The 20,639-nt window shown below is 32.3% G+C and carries 19 protein-coding genes; 8 read left to right on the forward strand and 11 right to left on the reverse strand.

Annotation, left to right across the window (positions count from 1 at the left end):
- The first annotated feature begins 9 nt into the window (after positions 1-9).
- Together ACZ2G2_RS02900 and ACZ2G2_RS02905 are read left to right on the forward strand one after the other, a co-directional pair.
- On the forward strand, positions 10-1,698 hold the full coding sequence (locus ACZ2G2_RS02900) for a NupC/NupG family nucleoside CNT transporter (RefSeq protein WP_470393878.1): 1,689 nt from the start codon (positions 10-12) through the stop codon (positions 1,696-1,698).
- A gap of 92 nt (positions 1,699-1,790) precedes the next feature.
- Positions 1,791-2,615: a thymidylate synthase gene (locus tag ACZ2G2_RS02905; RefSeq protein WP_470393880.1), complete on the forward strand. Its 825-nt coding sequence runs from the start codon at positions 1,791-1,793 to the stop codon at positions 2,613-2,615.
- Between the two features lie 62 nt (positions 2,616-2,677).
- On the opposite strand, the gene ACZ2G2_RS02910 is transcribed toward ACZ2G2_RS02905, so the two are convergent.
- The gene (locus tag ACZ2G2_RS02910; protein WP_090837738.1) at positions 2,678-2,974 is read right to left on the reverse strand and encodes an isoamylase early set domain-containing protein; all 297 of its coding nucleotides are present in this window, start codon (positions 2,972-2,974) and stop codon (positions 2,678-2,680) included.
- A 262-nt stretch (positions 2,975-3,236) separates the two neighbouring features.
- Here ACZ2G2_RS02910 and ACZ2G2_RS02915 point away from each other — a divergent pair, with 262 nt between their 5' ends.
- The 4 genes from ACZ2G2_RS02915 to ACZ2G2_RS02930 all read left to right on the forward strand — a co-directional run bounded on the left by ACZ2G2_RS02915 (position 3,237) and on the right by ACZ2G2_RS02930 (position 6,475).
- Positions 3,237-4,148 (forward strand): dihydrofolate reductase, encoded by a 912-nt coding sequence (locus ACZ2G2_RS02915; RefSeq protein ID WP_090837740.1) that lies wholly within the window; start codon positions 3,237-3,239, stop codon positions 4,146-4,148.
- A 101-nt stretch (positions 4,149-4,249) separates the two neighbouring features.
- Complete coding sequence (locus ACZ2G2_RS02920) at positions 4,250-4,852, forward strand: TetR/AcrR family transcriptional regulator (RefSeq protein ID WP_090837742.1); 603 nt, start codon at positions 4,250-4,252, stop codon at positions 4,850-4,852.
- A gap of 49 nt (positions 4,853-4,901) precedes the next feature.
- On the forward strand, positions 4,902-5,702 hold the full coding sequence (locus tag ACZ2G2_RS02925; protein WP_470393883.1) for a haloacid dehalogenase type II: 801 nt from the start codon (positions 4,902-4,904) through the stop codon (positions 5,700-5,702).
- Positions 5,703-5,740: 38 nt separating this feature from the next.
- Positions 5,741-6,475, forward strand: coding sequence for an SDR family oxidoreductase (locus ACZ2G2_RS02930; protein ID WP_470393885.1), 735 nt, complete (start codon positions 5,741-5,743; stop codon positions 6,473-6,475).
- An 85-nt stretch (positions 6,476-6,560) separates the two neighbouring features.
- Here the strand turns inward: ACZ2G2_RS02930 and ACZ2G2_RS02935 are convergent, their stop codons facing one another.
- The 5 genes from ACZ2G2_RS02935 to ACZ2G2_RS02955 all read right to left on the reverse strand — a co-directional run bounded on the left by ACZ2G2_RS02935 (position 6,561) and on the right by ACZ2G2_RS02955 (position 11,514).
- Entirely contained in the window at positions 6,561-7,415 is an 855-nt protein-coding gene (locus tag ACZ2G2_RS02935) for a pseudouridine synthase (protein ID WP_101203998.1), read from the reverse strand.
- Between the two features lie 55 nt (positions 7,416-7,470).
- Complete coding sequence (locus ACZ2G2_RS02940) at positions 7,471-8,421, reverse strand: carbon-nitrogen hydrolase family protein (protein ID WP_470393887.1); 951 nt, start codon at positions 8,419-8,421, stop codon at positions 7,471-7,473.
- A 4-nt stretch (positions 8,422-8,425) separates the two neighbouring features.
- Positions 8,426-9,331 (reverse strand): geranylgeranylglycerol-phosphate geranylgeranyltransferase, encoded by a 906-nt coding sequence (locus ACZ2G2_RS02945; RefSeq protein ID WP_101204000.1) that lies wholly within the window; start codon positions 9,329-9,331, stop codon positions 8,426-8,428.
- Between the two features lie 141 nt (positions 9,332-9,472).
- Positions 9,473-10,402 carry a mevalonate kinase family protein gene (locus ACZ2G2_RS02950; RefSeq protein WP_470393888.1) on the reverse strand — a complete coding sequence of 310 codons (930 nt, stop codon included), beginning with the start codon at positions 10,400-10,402 and terminating at the stop codon, positions 9,473-9,475.
- A 29-nt stretch (positions 10,403-10,431) separates the two neighbouring features.
- Positions 10,432-11,514 (reverse strand): diphosphomevalonate decarboxylase, encoded by a 1,083-nt coding sequence (locus tag ACZ2G2_RS02955; protein WP_470393890.1) that lies wholly within the window; start codon positions 11,512-11,514, stop codon positions 10,432-10,434.
- A gap of 189 nt (positions 11,515-11,703) precedes the next feature.
- Here ACZ2G2_RS02955 and ACZ2G2_RS02960 point away from each other — a divergent pair, with 189 nt between their 5' ends.
- Positions 11,704-12,264, forward strand: a complete 561-nt coding sequence (locus ACZ2G2_RS02960; protein WP_090837755.1) for a TetR/AcrR family transcriptional regulator — start codon at positions 11,704-11,706, stop codon at positions 12,262-12,264.
- On the opposite strand, the gene ACZ2G2_RS02965 is transcribed toward ACZ2G2_RS02960, so the two are convergent.
- The 3 genes from ACZ2G2_RS02965 to ACZ2G2_RS02975 are packed head-to-tail and all read right to left on the reverse strand — an operon-like array spanning position 12,265 to position 14,694.
- Entirely contained in the window at positions 12,265-12,798 is a 534-nt protein-coding gene (locus ACZ2G2_RS02965; RefSeq protein ID WP_470393892.1) for a DUF1697 domain-containing protein, read from the reverse strand.
- A 1-nt stretch (position 12,799) separates the two neighbouring features.
- A complete protein-coding gene (locus ACZ2G2_RS02970; RefSeq protein ID WP_470393893.1) occupies positions 12,800-14,011 on the reverse strand; it encodes a BaiN/RdsA family NAD(P)/FAD-dependent oxidoreductase in 1,212 nt (403 codons plus the stop codon).
- The gene (locus ACZ2G2_RS02975; RefSeq protein WP_470393895.1) at positions 14,008-14,694 is read right to left on the reverse strand and encodes a glycerophosphodiester phosphodiesterase; all 687 of its coding nucleotides are present in this window, start codon (positions 14,692-14,694) and stop codon (positions 14,008-14,010) included. Before ACZ2G2_RS02975 ends, ACZ2G2_RS02970 begins: the two co-directional genes overlap by 4 nt.
- An 86-nt stretch (positions 14,695-14,780) precedes the next feature.
- Between ACZ2G2_RS02975 and ACZ2G2_RS02980 the strand changes: the two genes are divergently transcribed.
- Positions 14,781-15,587, forward strand: a complete 807-nt coding sequence (locus ACZ2G2_RS02980; protein ID WP_470393897.1) for a hypothetical protein — start codon at positions 14,781-14,783, stop codon at positions 15,585-15,587.
- Here the strand turns inward: ACZ2G2_RS02980 and ACZ2G2_RS02985 are convergent.
- Positions 15,582-16,868, reverse strand: a complete 1,287-nt coding sequence (locus tag ACZ2G2_RS02985; protein ID WP_470393899.1) for a DUF2254 domain-containing protein — start codon at positions 16,866-16,868, stop codon at positions 15,582-15,584. The genes ACZ2G2_RS02980 and ACZ2G2_RS02985 overlap by 6 nt on opposite strands.
- Before the next feature lie 10 nt (positions 16,869-16,878).
- Positions 16,879-20,589, reverse strand: a complete 3,711-nt coding sequence (locus tag ACZ2G2_RS02990) for a metallophosphoesterase (RefSeq protein ID WP_470393900.1) — start codon at positions 20,587-20,589, stop codon at positions 16,879-16,881.
- Positions 20,590-20,639 lie beyond the last annotated feature (50 nt).

Raw genomic sequence — 20,639 nt, forward strand, 5'->3', positions numbered from 1 at the left:
CCCTTTACAATGAAATATTTTATACTTGCTATTCTAGCGACTTTAACGAGCATTACATCTACCTATGCTCAGGATATTGAAAAAGAATGGCAGCTTGAAGCAGGTCAAACTAAATTAGACTCGACAAGTTTAGACTTATCTGATAAAGATGTACTAACCATTAAAGATGGTAGTTTTAATCATAACAATTTATCTGGAGACTATTTATTTCAAAACAATGTACTAGTATTTTATTATGATACGCCTAGCGATGTCTCTCAACGCTTAAAAGTACAAACCTTAACAGATTCTACTTTAGTTTTCAAACAAAAAGAAAACATTTATTCGTTTAAAATAAAAGAAAAAACAGCTGCGCAACTTGCAGTATCTGAAGCTAACAAAATAATTCCTAGTGGTGGTTTTTCTGTAACTAGTCTATGGAGAGGTGCTTTAGGAATGGTTGCTTTATTATTTATTTCATTTTTATTTAGTAGCAACAGAAAAGCTATCGATTGGAAAATTGTAGTGATTGGTTTAGCCTTTCAGTTACTAATTGCAATTGGTGTTTTAAAAGTTGATTTTATAAAAACAGCATTCGAATTTATTGGAGGTTTATTTATAAGTGTTTTAGATTTTACTAGAGCCGGAAGTAAATTTTTATTCGAAGGATTAGTGGTTGATATGGATACTTTCGGATTTATTTTCGCTTTCCAAGTATTACCAACTATCATTTTCTTTTCTGCATTAACTTCTTTATTATTTTATCTAGGTATTATCCAAAGAGTAGTAAAAGCTATGGCTTGGTTATTATCAAAAGCGCTTAAAATTTCTGGAGCAGAAAGCTTAAGTGTTGCAGGAAATATCTTTTTAGGACAAACAGAAGCGCCGTTACTTATTAAAGCTTACTTAGAAAAAATGACTAAATCAGAAATGCTTTTAGTTATGATTGGAGGTATGGCAACAGTAGCAGGAGCAGTACTTGCTGCATATATTGGATTTTTAGGTGGTGATGATGAAGTGTTACGTTTATTTTACGCTAAGCATTTATTAGCAGCTTCCGTAATGGCAGCTCCTGGTGCCATAGTTATTTCAAAAATATTATTTCCTCAAACAGAAGAGGTAAATACAGATGTAGAAGTCTCTCAAGACAAAATAGGTTCTAACATATTAGACGCTATTGCCAACGGTACAACTGAAGGTTTAAAACTAGCAGTTAATGTTGGAGCAATGCTATTAGTATTTGTTGCTTTTATAGCCATGTTAAATGGTATTTTAGGTTGGGTTGGAGATGTTACTAACCTAAACGCCTGGATTGCTTTAAACACAAGTTATAAAGCTTTATCTCTAGAACTTATATTGGGTTACATCTTTGCACCACTAATGTGGTTAATAGGTGTCGCACAAGCAGATATGGCACTTATGGGGCAGCTATTAGGTATTAAATTAGCTGCAAGTGAATTTGTAGGTTACATACAATTAGCCGAACTTAAAAATGTAGCTAATGCAACACACTTATCTTATGAGAAGTCAATAATTATGGCAACTTATATGCTTTGTGGTTTTGCTAACTTTGCCTCTATTGGAATACAAATTGGAGGTATTGGATCTTTAGCGCCAGGACAACGTAAAACCTTGTCTAAATTCGGGATGAAAGCACTACTTGGAGGTACTATAGCATCACTAATATCTGCAACTATTGCAGGTATGATTATTGGATAATAACAGTTAATAACTTTTTATATATTATTTAGGGTTAACATTTTAATGTTAACCCTTTTTTATACTTTTAAATTCTTGAAATCTTAAGAAATATGAAACAATATCACGACTTAGTTAAGCACATATTAGAACATGGAAACGAAAAAGGAGACCGCACAGGCACTGGCACAAAAAGCGTTTTTGGTTATCAAATGCGTTTTGACTTAGGTAAAGGTTTCCCGATGGTAACAACCAAGAAACTACACTTAAAATCTATTATTTATGAGTTACTTTGGTTTTTAAAAGGAGATACAAACATCAACTACCTTACTGAAAATGGCGTTAAAATATGGAATTCTTGGGCTGATGAAAATGGTGATTTAGGACCTGTTTACGGACACCAATGGAGAAATTGGAATAGTGATGAGATTGACCAAATTAAAGACGTTATAGACACCTTAAAAAACAATCCTAATAGTAGACGTATGTTAGTGTCTGCATGGAACCCGTCTGTTTTACCTGACAATTCCAAAAGTTTTTCTGAGAATGTTGCTAATGGAAAAGCTGCATTACCACCGTGTCATGCCTTTTTCCAGTTTTACGTAGCAGATGGCAAATTATCTTGCCAACTATACCAACGTAGTGCAGATACGTTTTTAGGAGTCCCTTTTAATATTGCTTCTTATGCCTTGTTTACTATGATGATTGCACAAGTTTGTGGTTATGAAGCTGGTGATTTTATACACACTTTTGGGGATGCACATATTTATAGCAACCATTTTGAGCAACTGGAATTACAACTATCTAGAGAGGTGAGACCATTACCAACAATGACAATTAATCCTGATGTAAAGGATATTTTTGATTTTAAATTTGAAGATTTCAAATTAGAAAACTATAACCCACATCCGCATATCAAAGGTGCTGTGGCAGTTTAAACAGTATCCTTTTAATTACAAAAACAAATAGAGCGCTTAATAACTAAGCGCTCTATTTGTTTTTATAAGTTTATCACACTATTATCTGCAGCAGCATAATCATTCCAAGCATACCCATCCGCTTCCACGTCATTCTGCCATTGTCCATCAACAACATATTTAAACTCGTAAGCCTGACCTGCTTCTAGGTTTACAGTTCCTTTAAAGGTTCCGTTTTTTAACTTTTTTAATGGTTCTGCTTCCGTATTCCATTCATTCCAATTACCTGCAACAGTAACTTGCTTTGCTTCTGCTGCCGGAACAGTAAAAGTTACTTTACAAACTGGTTTACTTTTCAAAAATTGTTTCTTAATAGCCATAATATAAGTGTTTTAAAGGTTCAAAATTAGATAAGATTTTTTCAGCCATCAAAATAAAAAATAACTAATTTTAAACTTTTATGAGATTACTAAAATTACTGCCTAAAAACATCTATTTCGTTAATTTAATGGCAATAAATTGTTAATATTATTAATACAAAAACAGTTGTAAACAATTGATAATCAAACTATATCGATTTCGTCTACAAATATTAAAAGCAAATCTCATAAATTCATTAACTTTACATAATAATAGCGACCTATGTTCGGAATAAAGAAAAAAGAAAAACCTCAAATAGATAAAGAGCAATTAGAATTAATTAAAAATGCTCAGCGTAGAATTAAGCAAAAAAAGCGTTTGTATGCGCATTTTGTAATCTTCTTAATTGGTGCTGTATTTTTAATAGTAGCAAACACCGTTTTAGGAATAGGAAAAGAAACCAAATTTTTTGGAATTGATTGGTTTGTATTTGCTATTATGGCTTGGCTGTTTTTCTTTTTATATCATTTATTTAGTGTCTTTGTAACTTCAAAATTTATGGGTAAAGAATGGGAAGAACAACAATTAGCAAAACTAGTCACTAAGCAGAAGGTCAGAATTGAAAAATTAAAACTACAAGTGGAGAAAGAAGATTTAACACTTGCAAAAAGTGAAGTTTTTAAAGCGCAACAAACTAAAGCGATTAACAATCTAACCATGATTGTTGCTGCAGGTGAGAATAATGAAATTGGTAAAAACAACGATTTAATTTGGCATTTACGTGATGATTTAAAGCGCTTTAAAGCACTAACTTCTGGTCATCATATAATCATGGGGCGCAAGACATTTGAGAGCTTTCCAAAGCCATTACCTAACCGTACACATATTGTAATTTCAAGACAGTCTGACTATAAAGTACCTGAAGGTGTTATTGTAGTAAACAATATAGAAGCTGCTATTGCCTTAGCTAAAGATGATGCACAACCATTTATTATTGGGGGTGGAGAAATTTACAAACTAGCTATGCCCTATGCTTCTAAACTTGAATTAACTCGTGTACATTCAAATTTTGATGCAGACACATTCTTTCCGGAGATTGATCTATCTGTTTGGAAAGAAACTGCAAATACCTTTCATACAAAAGACGAAAACCATGACTTTGAGTTTTCATTTGTAACTTATCAAAGAGATTAATTCACTCTAAAATTTAATTAAAAAAAAGGGTAATCTAACTTTAGTTTAAATTTAACACCAAAAACATACCTCTTAGTATCTTTTAAATATACATTTGTAACATGTTGCAAAACGAAAAATCAGAACTTACCAAACAAATAATCTTAGACAAGTCGTTTACATTGTTTTACGAAAATGGTTTTAAAACCACTAGCGTAGATAAGATAATGAAAGCAACAAAGTTAACTAAAGGTGCTTTTTATCATCATTACAAAAACAAAAAAGAACTTGGGCTAGCAGTCATAAGTCTAAAAGTGCAACAACGTGTTTACAAAGGTATGATTACACCATTGTACCAATCTGGTAATGCTTTACAGATTTTAGAGACTACGTTTTTAGACCGCTTAAAATCATTTCCAGTTTACGACAAACAGCATGGTTGTCCCATGAATAATTTTATAAATGAAGTTGGTGATCTTGAAGTTGCCTACCAATTAGCTTTACGACGTATTATTGAGGATTGGAAAGCGGCATTAATAACCTTAATAGATAGAGGGCAAAAAGAAAACACCATTAGCAAAACACTATCAAGTAAAGCTATAGCCGTGTATTTAATAAGTGCTTTTGAAGGGATACGTGGCATCAGAAAGCTGTATGATACTGATGATATTCTAGACCAATATATCGATGGATTATCGTTATACCTAAAACAAATTAAAGCGTAATTTTTTTTAAAACAAAACATACCATGTAGTATGTTTTAAATAATTATATATGAAGAAAGAACAAAACAAAAGACGAGATTTTATTAAAAAGGCAGCATTAGCAAGTTTAGTAGCGCCCCACCTAGCCTTTTCAACATCAACTGAAAATACGCAAGACACTATAACAATAGCCCAAAGACCTAAAGTTATATTTTTTGATGTCAACGAGACGTTATTAGATCTTACCGCTATGAAAGATAGTGTGGGGCAAGTGTTAGGTGGCCGAAAAGATTTATTATCCCTTTGGTTTACAACCATGTTACAATACTCCTTAGTAAGTACAGTTGGAAACCAATATAACGATTTTGGTATTATAGGTGCTGCTGCCCTACAAATGGTAGCTGCCAACAACGGAATTACGTTAACCGAAGCTCAAGCTAAAGCTTCTATCCTAGGCCCTATAAGATCATTACCAGCACATCCTGAAGTAAAAGCTAGTTTACAAAAATTAAAGGATGCAGGTTACAAATTGGTATCTTTTACAAACTCTTCTAATAAAGGTGTAGAAACACAATTTAAAAACTCAGGCTTATTAAATTATTTTGATGAAAGACTAAGTGTAGAAGACATCGGTAAATTTAAACCACACGTAGATGCTTACATTTGGGCTGCAAGAAAAATGCAAATAAAACCTGAAGAATGCCTGTTAGTTGCTGCCCATGGTTGGGATATTGCAGGAGCACTTTGGGCCAATTGGCGTGGTGCATTTATTAGTAGACCAGGAGCACAATTATATCCATTAGCAGAAAATCCCGAAATTATAGCCTCAGATTTAGCTTTAATTACAGATCAATTAATAGCTTTAAAATAAGTATCATCCTAAATTAATAACTCATAATATCAAAACACATGACATTAGAAAACAAAGTCATCATAGTTACTGGTTCTTCTAGAGGAATTGGTAAAGAAATAGCACAATTATTAGCCAAAAACGGAGCTAAAATAATTGTAAATCATTCTAATAGCGAAAAAGAAGCTTCGGACACTGTACAAAGTATAAAAGACAATAACGGTGAGGCAATAGCGATAAAAGCAGATGTAAGTAACCGAGAAGATGTTACTAGATTATTTGATCAAGCTATAGCGCAATATGGTAAAATTGATGTTTTAATAAACAATGCAGGTGTAATGATTTCAAAAAAAATCAAGGATAACACACAAGACGATTTTAATAAGCAGTTTAACATCAATGTTAAAGGTGTCTTTAATACGCTACAAGAAGCAGACAGTAAGTTAGCCGATAATGGAATTATTATAAACGTTTCATCAAGCACAGTAAAATTAATGTTTCCAACCTACGCCCTTTATTCGGCTTCTAAAGCTGCTGTAGAGCAAATAACGCGCGTATTTTCAAAAGAAATTGGAAGAGGAATATCCGTAAATGCAATTGCACCAGGCGCTACAGAAACTGAGTTATTTTTAAAAGGAAAATCACAAGAATTTATAGATAAACTAAGTAGCATGAATGCTTTTAACAGATTAGCAAAACCAATAGACATCGCTAAAGTCGTTTTGTTTTTAGCTAGTGATGACTCCAAATGGATCTCTGGTCAAGTTATTGGCGCCAATGGTGCTTTAGTATAATTGATTAAACAAAAAAAAGCAAAATTCTAATATTAGAATTTTGCTTTTTTTATATGATTTTATAATCTAAGATTATAAACTGTTATTATAACATCTTAAGGGTGTTAACTTCTTGTTCCGTTAAAATTTTCCAGTTACCTCTAGGAATATCTTTTTTAGTTAAATGTGCTATCTGTACACAATCTATTCTTACTAACTCATATTTTAAGTGTTCAAAAATAGTATGTAAAATAGTATTACCTGTATTCTTTATTTTTACACCAACTTCGTTTTTAGTATTATTTACGTAGTCAATTTCTTCAACTTTTACAGATTTACCTTCTACTTTAAATCCTTCTCTAATCTTCTTCATGTCTTCCATTTTTAAGTTTTTATCCAACTCTAAATGAAATAAACGCTCAACTCCTTTATTAGAATTTGTAAAACGAGCAACAACTTTTTCGTCATTAGTAAACAACAATAACCCGGTAGAGTTACGTCCTAAACGTCCAATTGGTTTAATTCTAGAACTTGTAGAATTACCGACTAAATCCATTACCGTTTTACCTTTCTGGTCACTAGTAGTAGTTGCAAATCCTTTTGGCTTGTTTAATAAAACGTAAGCCTTTTTTTCTGGATTTATTCTTGCTCCATCGTAACGCACCTCGTCTTCTAACTTTACTTTATAGCCCATTTCAACGACTACTTTACCGTTAACAGACACTAATCCCATTGCAATATGCTGATCTGCTTCTCTACGAGAACACATACCAGAATTGGCAACGTATTTATTTAAACGTATTTCGCCTGGAATAGAAACTCTTTTCTGTCCAGGTTTTTTATCAAAAGCAGGCTTAGATGACTCATCGGCAACATCTTTCCCTCTTTTTTTAGGTCTAAAAGGTGCTCTTGGCTTAGCTTTCCCTTTTCCTTTGTCCTTTCCTTCGCGTGCTTTACTCATGATATAATTTTGTGCAAATTTACAATGTTTTTTTGATTATAAATTAAAAAGATTCTTAATCGTTAAACTCGACTGTAGATTGTCTTTGTCTATTCACTGTTAGCTTGGTAACATCTGGTCTAGAGTAGTGTCCAACAACGTCAAAATTCTGACGTTCTTCCAACACGCGATTAAAATCTAAAGTAGCAGTAATCAACCCTTCTTTATGCAAAACAGGTTCAATAATCCATTCGCCATCAGGTCCAGCAATGCAACTTCCACCATTAGCTAACACCTCCGGAGCATTAGTTAAAATGGTATCTAAATGCGGTGTACTTTCAGGAAAATCTTTTTTAGTCATAAGGCTTGAAGCCGAAATCACATAACTTCTTGATTCCCTTGCAATAAAACGAGTGATATCTTTAGTATTATGATCACTTCCTGGCCAAACAGCAATATGAAGATTTTCCCCTAAACCATATAATGCAGTTCTTGGTAATGGCATCCAATTCTCCCAACAATTTAGACCTCCTACTGTAAATTGTTTTAAAGGATGCACTTGCAAACCGTTACCGTCACCAGGCGCCCAAGTTAATCGCTCATCATAGGTTGGTTGTAATTTTCTATGCACAGATTTAATAACTCCTGTAGCGTCAATATATACAAGAGAAGCATAAATACTATGACCGCCTCTATTTTTGGCGCGTTCCATAATACCTAAATAAACCGCAATGTTGTTAGTTTTAGCAAGATCACAAATACGATCTAACTCTCCCGCCTCTATCTGGATAGAATTTTTAACATACGTCGCATGCAACTCTTTATTAACTTTAGTATCCCATTCTGCTCCCCCAGTTAATGCCACCCAAAACGGATAACCTGGCACTAAAGCTTCTCCAAAAACAATTAATTCTGATCCAACATGTGCTGCATCAATTATAGATTGTTCTACTTTTTTAAGTGTTTCTAGTTTATTTAAAAGTACAGGTGTAATTTGGGCTATAGCCACTTTTAAAGTGTGTTCCATGTTTTTAAAGTATTCGGTTTAAAACTAAATCAATATCAATTAACAAGATACTAAAAACACCTGCTACAATAATAAATTTTAAAATATTATGAAGCCACAAGTATTGTGTCTTTGTGCTTGATCTCCAAAGTAGTACTAGATAAATAATTAATAAAATTTCACACATGTAAAAATAGAGGTACATCTGTCCTATATCAAATCTGGTAATTAAAAAATACACCGGAAATAAGGTTGCTATAACTAAAAACGATATTATTTTTTTGGACATTTTTTCGCCATAAACAATAGGTACGGTTCTATAATTTAAAGTCAGATCTCCTTTTATATTCTCTAAATCTTTAGTTAACTCTCTTATAAAAATTATAAGAAATAAAAAGGTGGCGTGTACCAAAATAACTGACTTAAAATTATAGTAATACACAAAAATGACAAAAAAAGGTGTCAAGGTTAGAATAGCCGAAACAATATTACCAACAATAGGTCTCTTTTTTAACTTATGCGAATAAAACCAAATAGCGAATATGTAAAATGAAAAGAATAATACGGGCTTAAAAGAAACGTAGCTAGCCATAACAACTGCTGAAAAATTAAGCACAAAATAGAAAGACAACTTAGTATTTTGACTAACCAACTTATCTAACATTGTCTTATTAGGCCTATTAATTAAGTCCTTTTCAGAATCGTAAAAATTATTGATAATATAACCACCTGCAATAACAGCTCCTGTGGCTAAAACTAGCATTAATAAATTAACATCAAACAATACTTGTTTTAATGGTTTATCGGATGCAAAGATGTAAATAGATGCTAAGTACTGAGCAATAACTATAATAAGAATATTATAGCCTCTAACTACAGAAAACATACTAAAAAACTTTAAGTAAAGATGTTTTTGTTTTCTGGTAAACATTAATTATTTATTTGATAAGAATTTTCTTAAAACCTTATAAACAATAAATAAAATGGCAAAACTCAAAAGAAAACCAAGTATTTGCATTAAAAATAAACCTATTGAAAAATCATTTAACGTTGTTTCCATCTCAAATTAATTTTAAAAATTATAAACAACTTCTAATTTATAGTCCTTTAGTGCTTGTTCTGCTTTTTTAATATCTGGTGTAAAACCTAAAATATAACCCCCACCGCCAGAACCACAAAGTTTTAAATAGTAGTCATTAGTTTCGATTCCGTTTTTCCATAACTCATGAAACTGAGCAGGAATCATCGGTTTAAAATTATTTAGCACCACTTTAGATAATTGCTTGGTATTTTTAAACAACGATTTTATATCGCCTTTTAAGAAATCGTCAACACAAGCATCTGTATGTTTTATAAACTGTGTTTTAAGCATTTTTCTAAACCCTTCTTGCTTCATGCTTTCCATAAAAATGCTTACCATTGGTGCTGTTTCGCCAATAATACCAGAATCTAATAAAAACACAGCACCTTGCCCATCACTACTTTGCGTGGGGATACCTGTAGCTTCAATATTTTCTTGAGAGTTTATTAAAATTGGTAAACTTAAATAACTATTTAATGGATCTAAACCAGACGACTTACCATGGAAAAAAGATTCCATTTCAGCAAAAACCAATTTAAGAATTAATAATTTTTCCCTAGTTAAATTTTCTAAAACTGTAATTTTATCTTGAGCATATTTATCATAAATAGCTGCAACAAGTGCTCCGCTACTTCCTACACCATATCCTTGTGGGATTGATGAGTCAAAATACATACCTGCTTCAACATCTGATTTTAATGTTTTAATATCAAACACCACCAAATCACTATCAACTTTTGCAAGATAGTCCGCAAAGCGTTTCAAACTTTTATTAGATTTTATAGCCTCTTCAGACGGATTTTCTTCCGTTTTAAGTGCACCATTATAAAAGTTATAAGGTATAGACAGTCCTTTAGAGTCTTTAATAATTCCGTACTCTCCGAACAATAAAATTTTTGAATAAAATAAAGGGCCTTTCATATGCTATCTAAATCATTGATTTTATAAAGTTACGACTGTTTTGCTCCAAAACCAATTTTATCACAAATATAGTGACCGTTTTGGCAATATGCAACTAACTGTGATTTAATGAATTCTAAAATTTGGTCTGCATCTTTTTCTGGATATAACACGTGTACATTTGCTCCTGCATCTAATGTAAAACTGATTGGCAAACCTGTCTCTTGTCTAAAACTCCAGATTTTATTAATAATCTCTAGAGTGTTTGGTTTCATTAATATAAAATAAGGCATACTGGTCATCATCATGGCATGAAGGGTTAATGCTTCACTCTCCACTAAAGCAATAAAAGCTTCTAAATCTCCAGATTCTAATATGTTTTTAATTTTTGAAATATTACCTACTGCTTGATCAAAACGTTGCTTAGCAAAGGGATGACCATGCATTAAATTATGTCCTATTGTACTACTGACTTGCTTCTCGCCTTTATCAACCAACAAAATAGTATCCTGATAATTTTTAAAATTATCATGTACTTTATATGGATATTTAACACCAAAAAGATCGTTACTTCCTTCTATTTCTGGATGTGCACCCCAAACAACTAAATCACCTTCCAAACTTCTGCAAGCACTTCCTGACCCTAATCTGGCTAAAAATGAAGCTTTTTGAATAAAATCTGAATCCGATAATGTAGGATTTAATTGTTTTTCAATACTCATTAAACACAAAGCCAAAGCACTCATTCCTGATGCTGAAGACGCGATCCCTGAACTGTGCGGAAACGTGTTTTGCGTATGTATTGTAAAATGAAATTCTTTTAAGAAGGGTAAATATGCTTCAATACGATTGAAAAAAGTTTCAATTTTAGGATGAAAATCTGGTTTTGGCATATCATCTAAAAAAACTTCAAATGAAAAAGTAGATTGATCACCTTCTCTTTTCTCAAATTTTATTTCGGTAATTGTTTTACAGGCATCCAAAGTGAAACTAATACTAGGGTTTTCCGGAATTTGATGTTCCTTTTTTCCCCAATATTTAACTAAAGCAATGTTACTTGGAGACGACCAAGACGCTGATCCGCTTGTAAGAGTATTCGTGTATTTACCTAGTTTAAAACGAGTTGAATTCATTTATTTTATAAGTTTTAGCAAAGATAGGTCTATTATTTTATATAAATTCTTAATTTTGCTACCGAATAATCGTTCAGTTTCTGATAAAAACTGAGTTTTATTTACTATATTTAATAACTAACAATAGGTAAAAAGGTTCCCTTAAAACTTCGCTTTTAGCTAATTTACCGATTATAACAAGTCTATTTCATGGACAAGAAACAACGTATAATTATCACTATGCTTGAGCTAGTGGTAAAACAAGGTGTACACGCTACGCCAATGTCACAGGTTGCCCGAGAGGCTAATGTTGCAGTAGGAACAATATATCACTATTTTGAAAACAAAAATCAAATTATTGAAGAGATCTATAATATGATTTATCAAGATTACGGCGTTGTTTTGATGGCAAACCTACCAAATGAAGGTTTCCAAAAACAATACGAAGCGATGTGGTTGAATTTATATAACTACTTTATTGGTAATCCTCTTGCTTTTCAATTTGTAGAGTTTATTGGTGTCCCTCCTATTATTTCTAAGGAAGTTATGGACAAAACAGTAGTCCATTTTTCTTCTGTAAGAGATTTCTTTTTAAATGGTATCAAAGACAAACATCTTAGAGATGCCCCATTACGATTAGTTTTACAATATGCTTATGGTAATGTTGTATCTGCAGTTTGGTTAAAAACTAAAGGAGAATTAGACATGGAAGGAGACGACTTAAAGACTGCTATTGCTATGTCTTGGGATTGTATTAAAAACCAACGTTAATTAAGCCTCACTTAATGCGAGTAACTTTGTTAGTGTTTTAAAATTTCTGGTAGTTACCGAGATTTCTAATTTTTTTTCTAAAAAATTATTATTGGCTTTTGCCCTACCGTAACCTGTACTAGAATATAAATACACACAATCATTTATAAGCTTAAATTTTTCGTTTAAAAAACTAAAGGTCGTGATCAATTGTTTTTGATTGCGACCTACTTTTGTGTACAATAATGCAAAATAACTGGTTTGTTTTTCAGTTTCGCTAAAGGGATAATTCTCTAAAATTAGCGCCACTTGTTTTGGTGTTTTAACTAAAACGGGGATTTTAAAACCAAAACTATTTTCAATACCCGCTTCAATCTTAGAGGTTATTATAGCTATATCTGTTACATCCGACTTAAACACAATATTACCCGTTTGAATATAGGTTTTCACCTCTAAAAATCCTAACAAATCCATAAGCGCTCTTAAATCTTGCATTGGTAGTTTATTATGACCACCAACGTTAATACCTCTTAAAAACGCAATATATTTTTGCATGCTAATTATCTATATTTTTAGCTACAATATAGGCGCTTGTCCATGCATTTTGAAAGTTAAAACCACCAGTAACTGCATCTACGTTAATTATTTCGCCAGCAAAATATAAGTTATCATGGACCTTACTTTGGTAATTTTTAAAATTAACTTCTTTAAGATCTATTCCTCCTGCAGTAACAAACTCTTCTTTAAATGTGCTTTTTCCATCTACCTTAAAAACAGCTTTTGTTAATTGTCCAGCTAAGGCCTCTAATTGTATTTTATTAAGATCTGCCCATCTATTATCTTCCGTAATATCTGCAGCTAAAACTAGTGTTTTCCATAGGCGTTTTGGCAAATCAAATTGTGTTGCTTTAAACACCGTTTTTTTAGACAAGTCCTGTTTGATGTCTTTTAAATCTGACAACGCTGTTTCAAATTCTTGATTAATAAAATTAACTTCAATATCAAATTTATAATCTCTTTTTGCTAACTCTAAAGCTCCAAAAGCAGATAGCTTTAAAATTGAAGGTGCACTCATCCCCCAATGAGTAATCAATAATGGCCCAGAAGATTCTAATTTAGAATCAACGACTTTTACTGTAACATTCTGAGCGACTACACCAGGAATATCTTTTATACGTTGATCGTTAATATTAAACGTAAATAATGATGGAACAGGCTTTATAATAGTATGTTCTAATTGCTGTAAAAAAGACCATATTTTTGGATTACTTCCAGTTGCAACTATTAATTTATTTGCTAAAAACTGATCTGTTTTAGTGCTAATACTCCATTGCGTATTTATTTTTTCAAAACTTATCACAGATTGATTAGTCAACACATCAACATTGTGCTTATCCGCTTCATTTAAAAAACAATCTATAATAGTTTGAGAGTTATTACTGGTTGGAAAGATACGTCCATCATCTTCAATCTTTAGTGGTACACCACGCGCTTCAAACCAGCCCATAGTATCTCCTGTCATAAAAGTATGAAAAGGCCCCAATAGCTCTTTTTCCCCTCTAGGGTAATACGTCGTTAATTCTTGTGGGATAAACTCGGCATGCGTCACATTGCAACGCCCACCACCTGACACTTTAACTTTACCAAGGACATCTTTACCTCTTTCTAATATGGCTACTTTTAGGTTAGGATGTAGCTCTCCAATGTTTACTGCAGCAAAAAAACCTGCTGCTCCGCCTCCTATAATAATTACATCGTACTGTTTCATAATCTGTCTGGAAAATCACTAATTATAGCATCTACTTGATAGCTAATGGCTTGTTTTATATCTTGTTTTGTATTAACCGTCCATGTATTAATCTTATACCCTAATGCTTGAGCTTGCGCAACATTAAGTTTGGTTAACAAGGAAAATTTAGGATGAATTGCTTTCGCTTTTATAACATTCGCAAATGCTAAAGCCTCACTAAAATTATCTTCTGTCAATACACCTAATGGAATATTAGGATTTATATTGTAAAGCTCAAGTAATACGGAATGCTTAAAACTACTAACTATAATATTATCCAAAGCCCATCCTTTATTATCTATATAATCTTTAACAATATGATCTGTTGCAATTGCAGTTCCTTCGCCTTTTAATTCAATATTTATTACAATAGTATTATCAATTAAATCCAACACTTCTATTAAAGTTGGTATCTTAAATTGATTATCTACTTTTAATTTTTTAATATCTTTTAAAGTCAAATTAGCTATTGCACCTACCCCATTTGTAATACGATCTAAAATAAAATCATGAAAAACAACTAGCTCTCCTGTTTTACAGACATGCACATCAATCTCCACACCATCAACACCTAAATCTATAGCTTTTACAATAGACTCTAACGTGTTTTCCGTAACATAACCTTTAGCGCCACGGTGGCCAATTTTAAGAAATTTACTCATTAATTTTATCAATATTTTAAGATTCCAAAACTACATTTGGTTTGATATATGCTTATATTTATTTGAATTTAAAATCATCACAATTTATGACATTTCAATTAAAACCAATACTAGTTTCAGCATTACTTTTTATGTCATGCAACACCGGAAAACTAACTGTAGTTGGGTCTATTGATAATGATTTAGAAGAAGCTTCTGCAGCACAAATGGTTACAAACTCTAATTTAATTTGGACCATACAAGACGCCGGAAACAATAATAATATTTACGGTTTAGATTTAAAAGGTGACATTGTTAAAGACATTGATGTTAATAACATTAAAAATCAAGACTGGGAAGATTTAGCTAGCGATACTGAAGGCAATTTATACATAGGTGATCTTGGAAATAACTCTAGAAAACGAAAAAAATTCTTCATCTATAAAATTGAAAACTTAGCAAATGTGGATCATAAAACCGAAGCATTAACGATTAGTTTTACATTACCAAAAGATGTAAAATCAGAAGATTTTGAATCGTTTTTTTTATGGAAAGACAGCTTTTATGTTTTTAGTAAAGAGAACAAAAAGACAATGCTTCTTAAAGTCCCGAACAAAGTAGGAGAACATGTAGCTACTTACATTACAGAATATGAATTAAAAGGAAAAGACACACGTGTAACCTCTGCAGACATAAGTCCTGATGGCAAAACCGTTGTACTATTAAATCATGATCGCATATGGACCTTAACGGAATATAATACAGATAACTTTTTTGAAGGTGTTGTGTCCAAAATAGATTTAAAACACGACAGCCAAAAGGAAGGCATTTGCTTTAAAGACAACAAAACAGTTTATATTACTGATGAAGATTCTGGAAAAGATGGAAACAACATTTACAGCTTTAAACTATAAATTAAAGGGCTTTAATTGAAGCGTAATTAGCTTTACGTCCTCTGGATTAGTAATTGCCTTTTTAGCATCTTCAAAAAGCTTACTAGCCTCTTCATGCACAGCATTAACATAGGTTTTATTATTACAACCAACCGTAAAAGCTAAGTGATTAAGCATATGCATTAATTTAACCACTACTACAACATCATGCTTGGCATAAGTCCTAATTGGTGCTAAAACAGAAAATAATAGGTCTTTAAAACTTACCGAATTAATTTTAATCAAGGCATCATCATTATGTTGTAAAATACTAACATCTTGCTTCTGCATTCTTTTTTCAAATAATTCTGTTAAATAATCTATTGCAATTTCTGTAGTTCCGGGATCATTTATCCCTGGCGACATTGCTTTTACTGCAATCTCGGTAATTTGTTTAAACCCTAAAACATAATTATCTTCAATAACTTCATCTCTAGAAAACTGAAAAAAGCTTAATAAATCATCAAGAGCCTCTTCGTCTATTTCTGCATTACATTTAAATAAGGGTTTATCCTTATAGATATACTGTCCTTTTATGGCTACCACATGGCATTTGCAATTGTTATTTTTAGCAAACTCTAACACAGGGTCTAATATTATATCTTGTAAAAAACCGGTTGAAACCGAATTATAAGTCGTCCAATTATCAGTGTCAGGAAAATCATGATCACCATTCTTTTCTGATGTAATAAGTTGGTCTAATCTGTTTTTTGCTTCAGAAAAAATACGCTGCATTATATTATGCACTTGAATTTCTTGAGAAATAGAATGAATAAAATAAATAAAAGCCCCCAAACAAACGACCATTAAAACAATAGCCAATAACACTGAAAAACCTGGTAATTGATATTTATCACCATCAGGCTCTATTGAAACCATTGTGAATATACAATACAGTAACGTTGCATTGTAAATACCTAATATTTTTTGATGGCGTTTATTAGAAATCAAACCTGGCAATACTCTTGGCGAAAAATTACTTGACGCTTGATTAAGTAAAACCATAACCATCGAAAAACTAAACACCATTATTGAAATTAACCCAGCAATAAACGTGGTTAAAATACTAAAAGCAGTTTCTGTATTATTAATAACCAGTAAAGGAACATGATCCATTAAATAGGCAGAAACCCCTTTATTTTCTATGTAAAACATAAAAAAAGCAAAGCCTACACCAACTAAGCTATAAACCGTTGGATAAAACGCTATTTTACTTTCTAGCTTTTTTAAATATTCAAACCCACTGACTATTATATTTTTCATGTATTGGTTGTTAAAAATTCAACCCAAATCCAAAAGAAAATCGTAAACCTTCTTCACTATTAAAAAAGTTAAAAGTCCCAGAAACACTATCTGCTGCAGTTACCCAAAACCCTAATCCATAATCATTATGCCATACTTTAGAATCTCCGTTTTTAAGCCACACACGCCCAACATCTCCACCAACAAAAACACCTAATTGTAATGGTAACGCACGTGTTTTAAACTGATTAAAACTATAACGCACATCTGCACTACTGGTCAAACTGTTCTGCCCAGTAAAACGCTGCAATCTATACCCTCTTAATCCATTGTTACCACCAATATTTGCTGCTTGATAAAATACCAAATCGTCACCAAAACGCAATTGAGAACGCACATCGGTTTTTAATACTAATTTTCTATTAGTTGACAACGCATTGTAAAACCCTAACTCAGAATTTATGTAACCATAAGTAAACTTAGAATCGTTTATCTCGGTTTTTGCCCCTACATCCAAACCTAAAGTCATCCCTCGTGTTGGATTAGATGCATTATCAAAACTCTGATAATTAAAGTTACCTTCTAAGCCTACAAATACACGTCGTTTATAAAAATCGTCGTTTGTTGTAGATGGCTCTAAAGTTTCAATAAAACGGTTTGGTGTTTCTCCAATTTCAATAGCTTCAGTTAATAATTTAGCACCGTAGTCTGATCCAAAATCACCTTTTTTCAATATACCAACACTTGCCGCATAAGTACTTGTTTTAATTCGATTATAATCTAATTCTAAAACATCGTCATTATTAACGGTTTGGTTACCGTATCCAAAAAAGTTATTTGTAAAATTCTCACTAGTTACTTGACCTGCGACATGCAAATTCCAATCTCCAAAAAGATTAGCAAACTCGCCATCATAGTTCACACTAAACCCACTAGTTGCAAAAAAGTATCCCGCGTTAAAACGATGTTGTTGCGAGTATGGATTACGAGTAAACCCTTTGATAGTATAATTTAATCCAAAACCAACTTTAAAACCATCATCCGGATTATATCCCAAACTTGGTGTTAAGACACTGGTTTTAACTATGTTTTTCTGAAAATCAAACAAGTTATTGTTATAAACATCCGTGAATTTTATTCTGGCTCCATTATTTTTAGTTATCGTATTAGGCTTAGACTCGTGGTCATAAATACGTACGCGTCTTCCGTTGTTAATAATATATTCGTCATTATTTTGACCACCAATAATTCTTGTAAAAATCAAGTTATTAGCCTTTCCCGTTACTTCAATAACATCATCATCATCAAGTGCATAAATCCATAACTCTTTAGTGATGTTTTTATTAAACGTACGATCAACAATAACATCTGCTTTCTTTCCTTTTTTAATTCTAGAAATTATGACTTGAGTTTCGTTATCACCAATTCTTTTTACTTCAATATAATCGTCTTTATCTGTTCCGGTAAGTATGACTAATTCGTTTAAATAATCCGAATAACGTCCCGCTATATCTAACAAATTAGAACGTCTTCCTTTCAAAAAGGTTTTAATTTGTTGTAATGATTGGTCTTGAGCTTCTTCTGGCACTTTACTAAATGCCTCTTCTATCACATCGTCTGTAATATGATCTATTAAGTATTGCGCTTGCTTTAACCAAACCGATTTATCCGATTTTTGGATTAACACTTTATCCAATTTTATTCCAGCACTATTCATCCATTTGATGTCCTTTAACTCGGCATCATAGACTTGTAATTGCTTAGTTGATCCAGAAATAAAACGCATTACATCTAAGATGGCACCATCAAAATTAGAAAACACTTGATCTCTATCTCTTGGTATTGGCTTATATAATTTATCTCCATTTTCTTGATTAAATTGTGCCCAACGCCACTGGTCTTGGTGTCTATCCCAATCTCCTAAAAGCATATCAAATAAACGCGCTCTAACAAATGCATTTTCGTCTATTTTATATTTTTCATCTTTACGGATTTTCTTAATAATATCATGTGTGCTTTCAATATCATCCGCATAACCAAAGTTTTTTTCGTCAGAATAATTGTCTTCTGGACGTTCTTCAATTAAATACAATTCGCCTCCATAATTGTAATTATAATCCTTTAAATATTTGTGTTTTGGTATATAATATAATTTTGGATTGGTATGGTATACATCTGCTGCATGAGATAAATCCGGAACTACAGAAAACGCGTAGGGATGCGCTGCTGTGTAAAAATCTAATATTAAATCTTCGACTTTAGTTTTATCAAAATCATCACTTAAATACGTTTCTTTAAATAAAACGGTCTGCAAATATTGTGTTGCACTTTTACGTAATGCTCTCATATTTAACTGACGCCCATCTTTGGTTTGCAATCTTAAAGAGCGGGTTTGATGCCCTCCGCCTTCTCTTACAATTTCTAACCCACCATAAAGTGTATCTAAAGTAGCTACAGGTACTTCAATTTTCTGACTGTATAACGCTCTATATTTTTCCCCAAATAATGCTTGATACACCCCTGTTTTATCTGTTTCTTCTTTTGAATAAATAGACGCTTGCGTTGTTGTTGGAAAACTATCTGGTAATTGCGACAGATCATATTCTGCAGCTTTTTTATCTAATACTTGTTTTGTAAACAACAGTTTTGCTTGTTCATTATCTTCGCCATAAAAGCTAACATAACTACTACCATCTTCAAACATTGTTAATGTAGCAAACCCTTGTTGTCCTGAAGCAAACAATCCATTATGACTTAAAGACGCACCAGAACTTTTAGACCCAGAACCCGATACTATTTGCTTGATACCGCTATCTTCAATATACTGCAACGTATGCTCGTGACCAGAAGTAAATACAATATTTTGATACTCTAAGGCTAGGGTTTTAATACGGTTCATCATTTTGTTATAACGCTCGTTATAACGATCCTGAATAGAGACACCACCTTGGGTTCTAATTTGCGTAATTAGAGATGCAAAAAATGGTAAAGGCAAATTACTTTGAAAAGGAAACAAGTGTTTGTCTTTAGTATAAAAACCACCATGAGAACCGTTAGTATACATCGGATGATGCATGGCTACAACTACATTTTTGTTTTGGGCTTTTTTAAATTCGCCTTCCAACTCTAGCAAAAAACGCTCTCTTGTTTTTATTTCGCAATCATCATTTATGGTTGGGTGTTTATTCCAGTTTTCTAAATACCACTGCGTATCTATAATAATTAGCTCTACTTGATCACTAATCTCAACAACTTCTAAAGGGCAACCATTTTCTGGTTTAAAAGTATCCTCTCCTAAAGCCTCTTCTATAAATTTCTCTTCATTTTTTAAACCATGTAATCCATTGGCATACCAATCATGATTGCCAGGGATAAATACTACCTGCCCATCAAAATCGTTAACAGATTTAACTTGTGCTTCAATATTATTTTTAGCCTCGTTATACGATTTATGTTCCTTTGAGGGTAAACCTGCAGGATAAATATTATCACCTAAAAAAAGTGTCACATCTCCTTTTGTGTCTTTATTTTTAATGAAATTCTTATAGGCTTTTAACCCGTTAGAAAATCCGTTTTCTGGAGAAATACCGGCATCACCAACCAAATAAAAGGTTTTATGAACCGCTTTATTAGGCAACGCTATAATTGCTGAATCTGCATCCTTGTATTGTGCTTCAAAACTGGCGCAATTACTTAAAATTAGAGCAAGTGCAAACGTTAGAAATATGTTATTTTTTGTCATTAAAGGTTGATAGTTTTATTTTTTTAGTACTTTGGATAAGAATAATTACA

This window comes from Olleya sp. KKT75, from assembly GCF_055635485.1.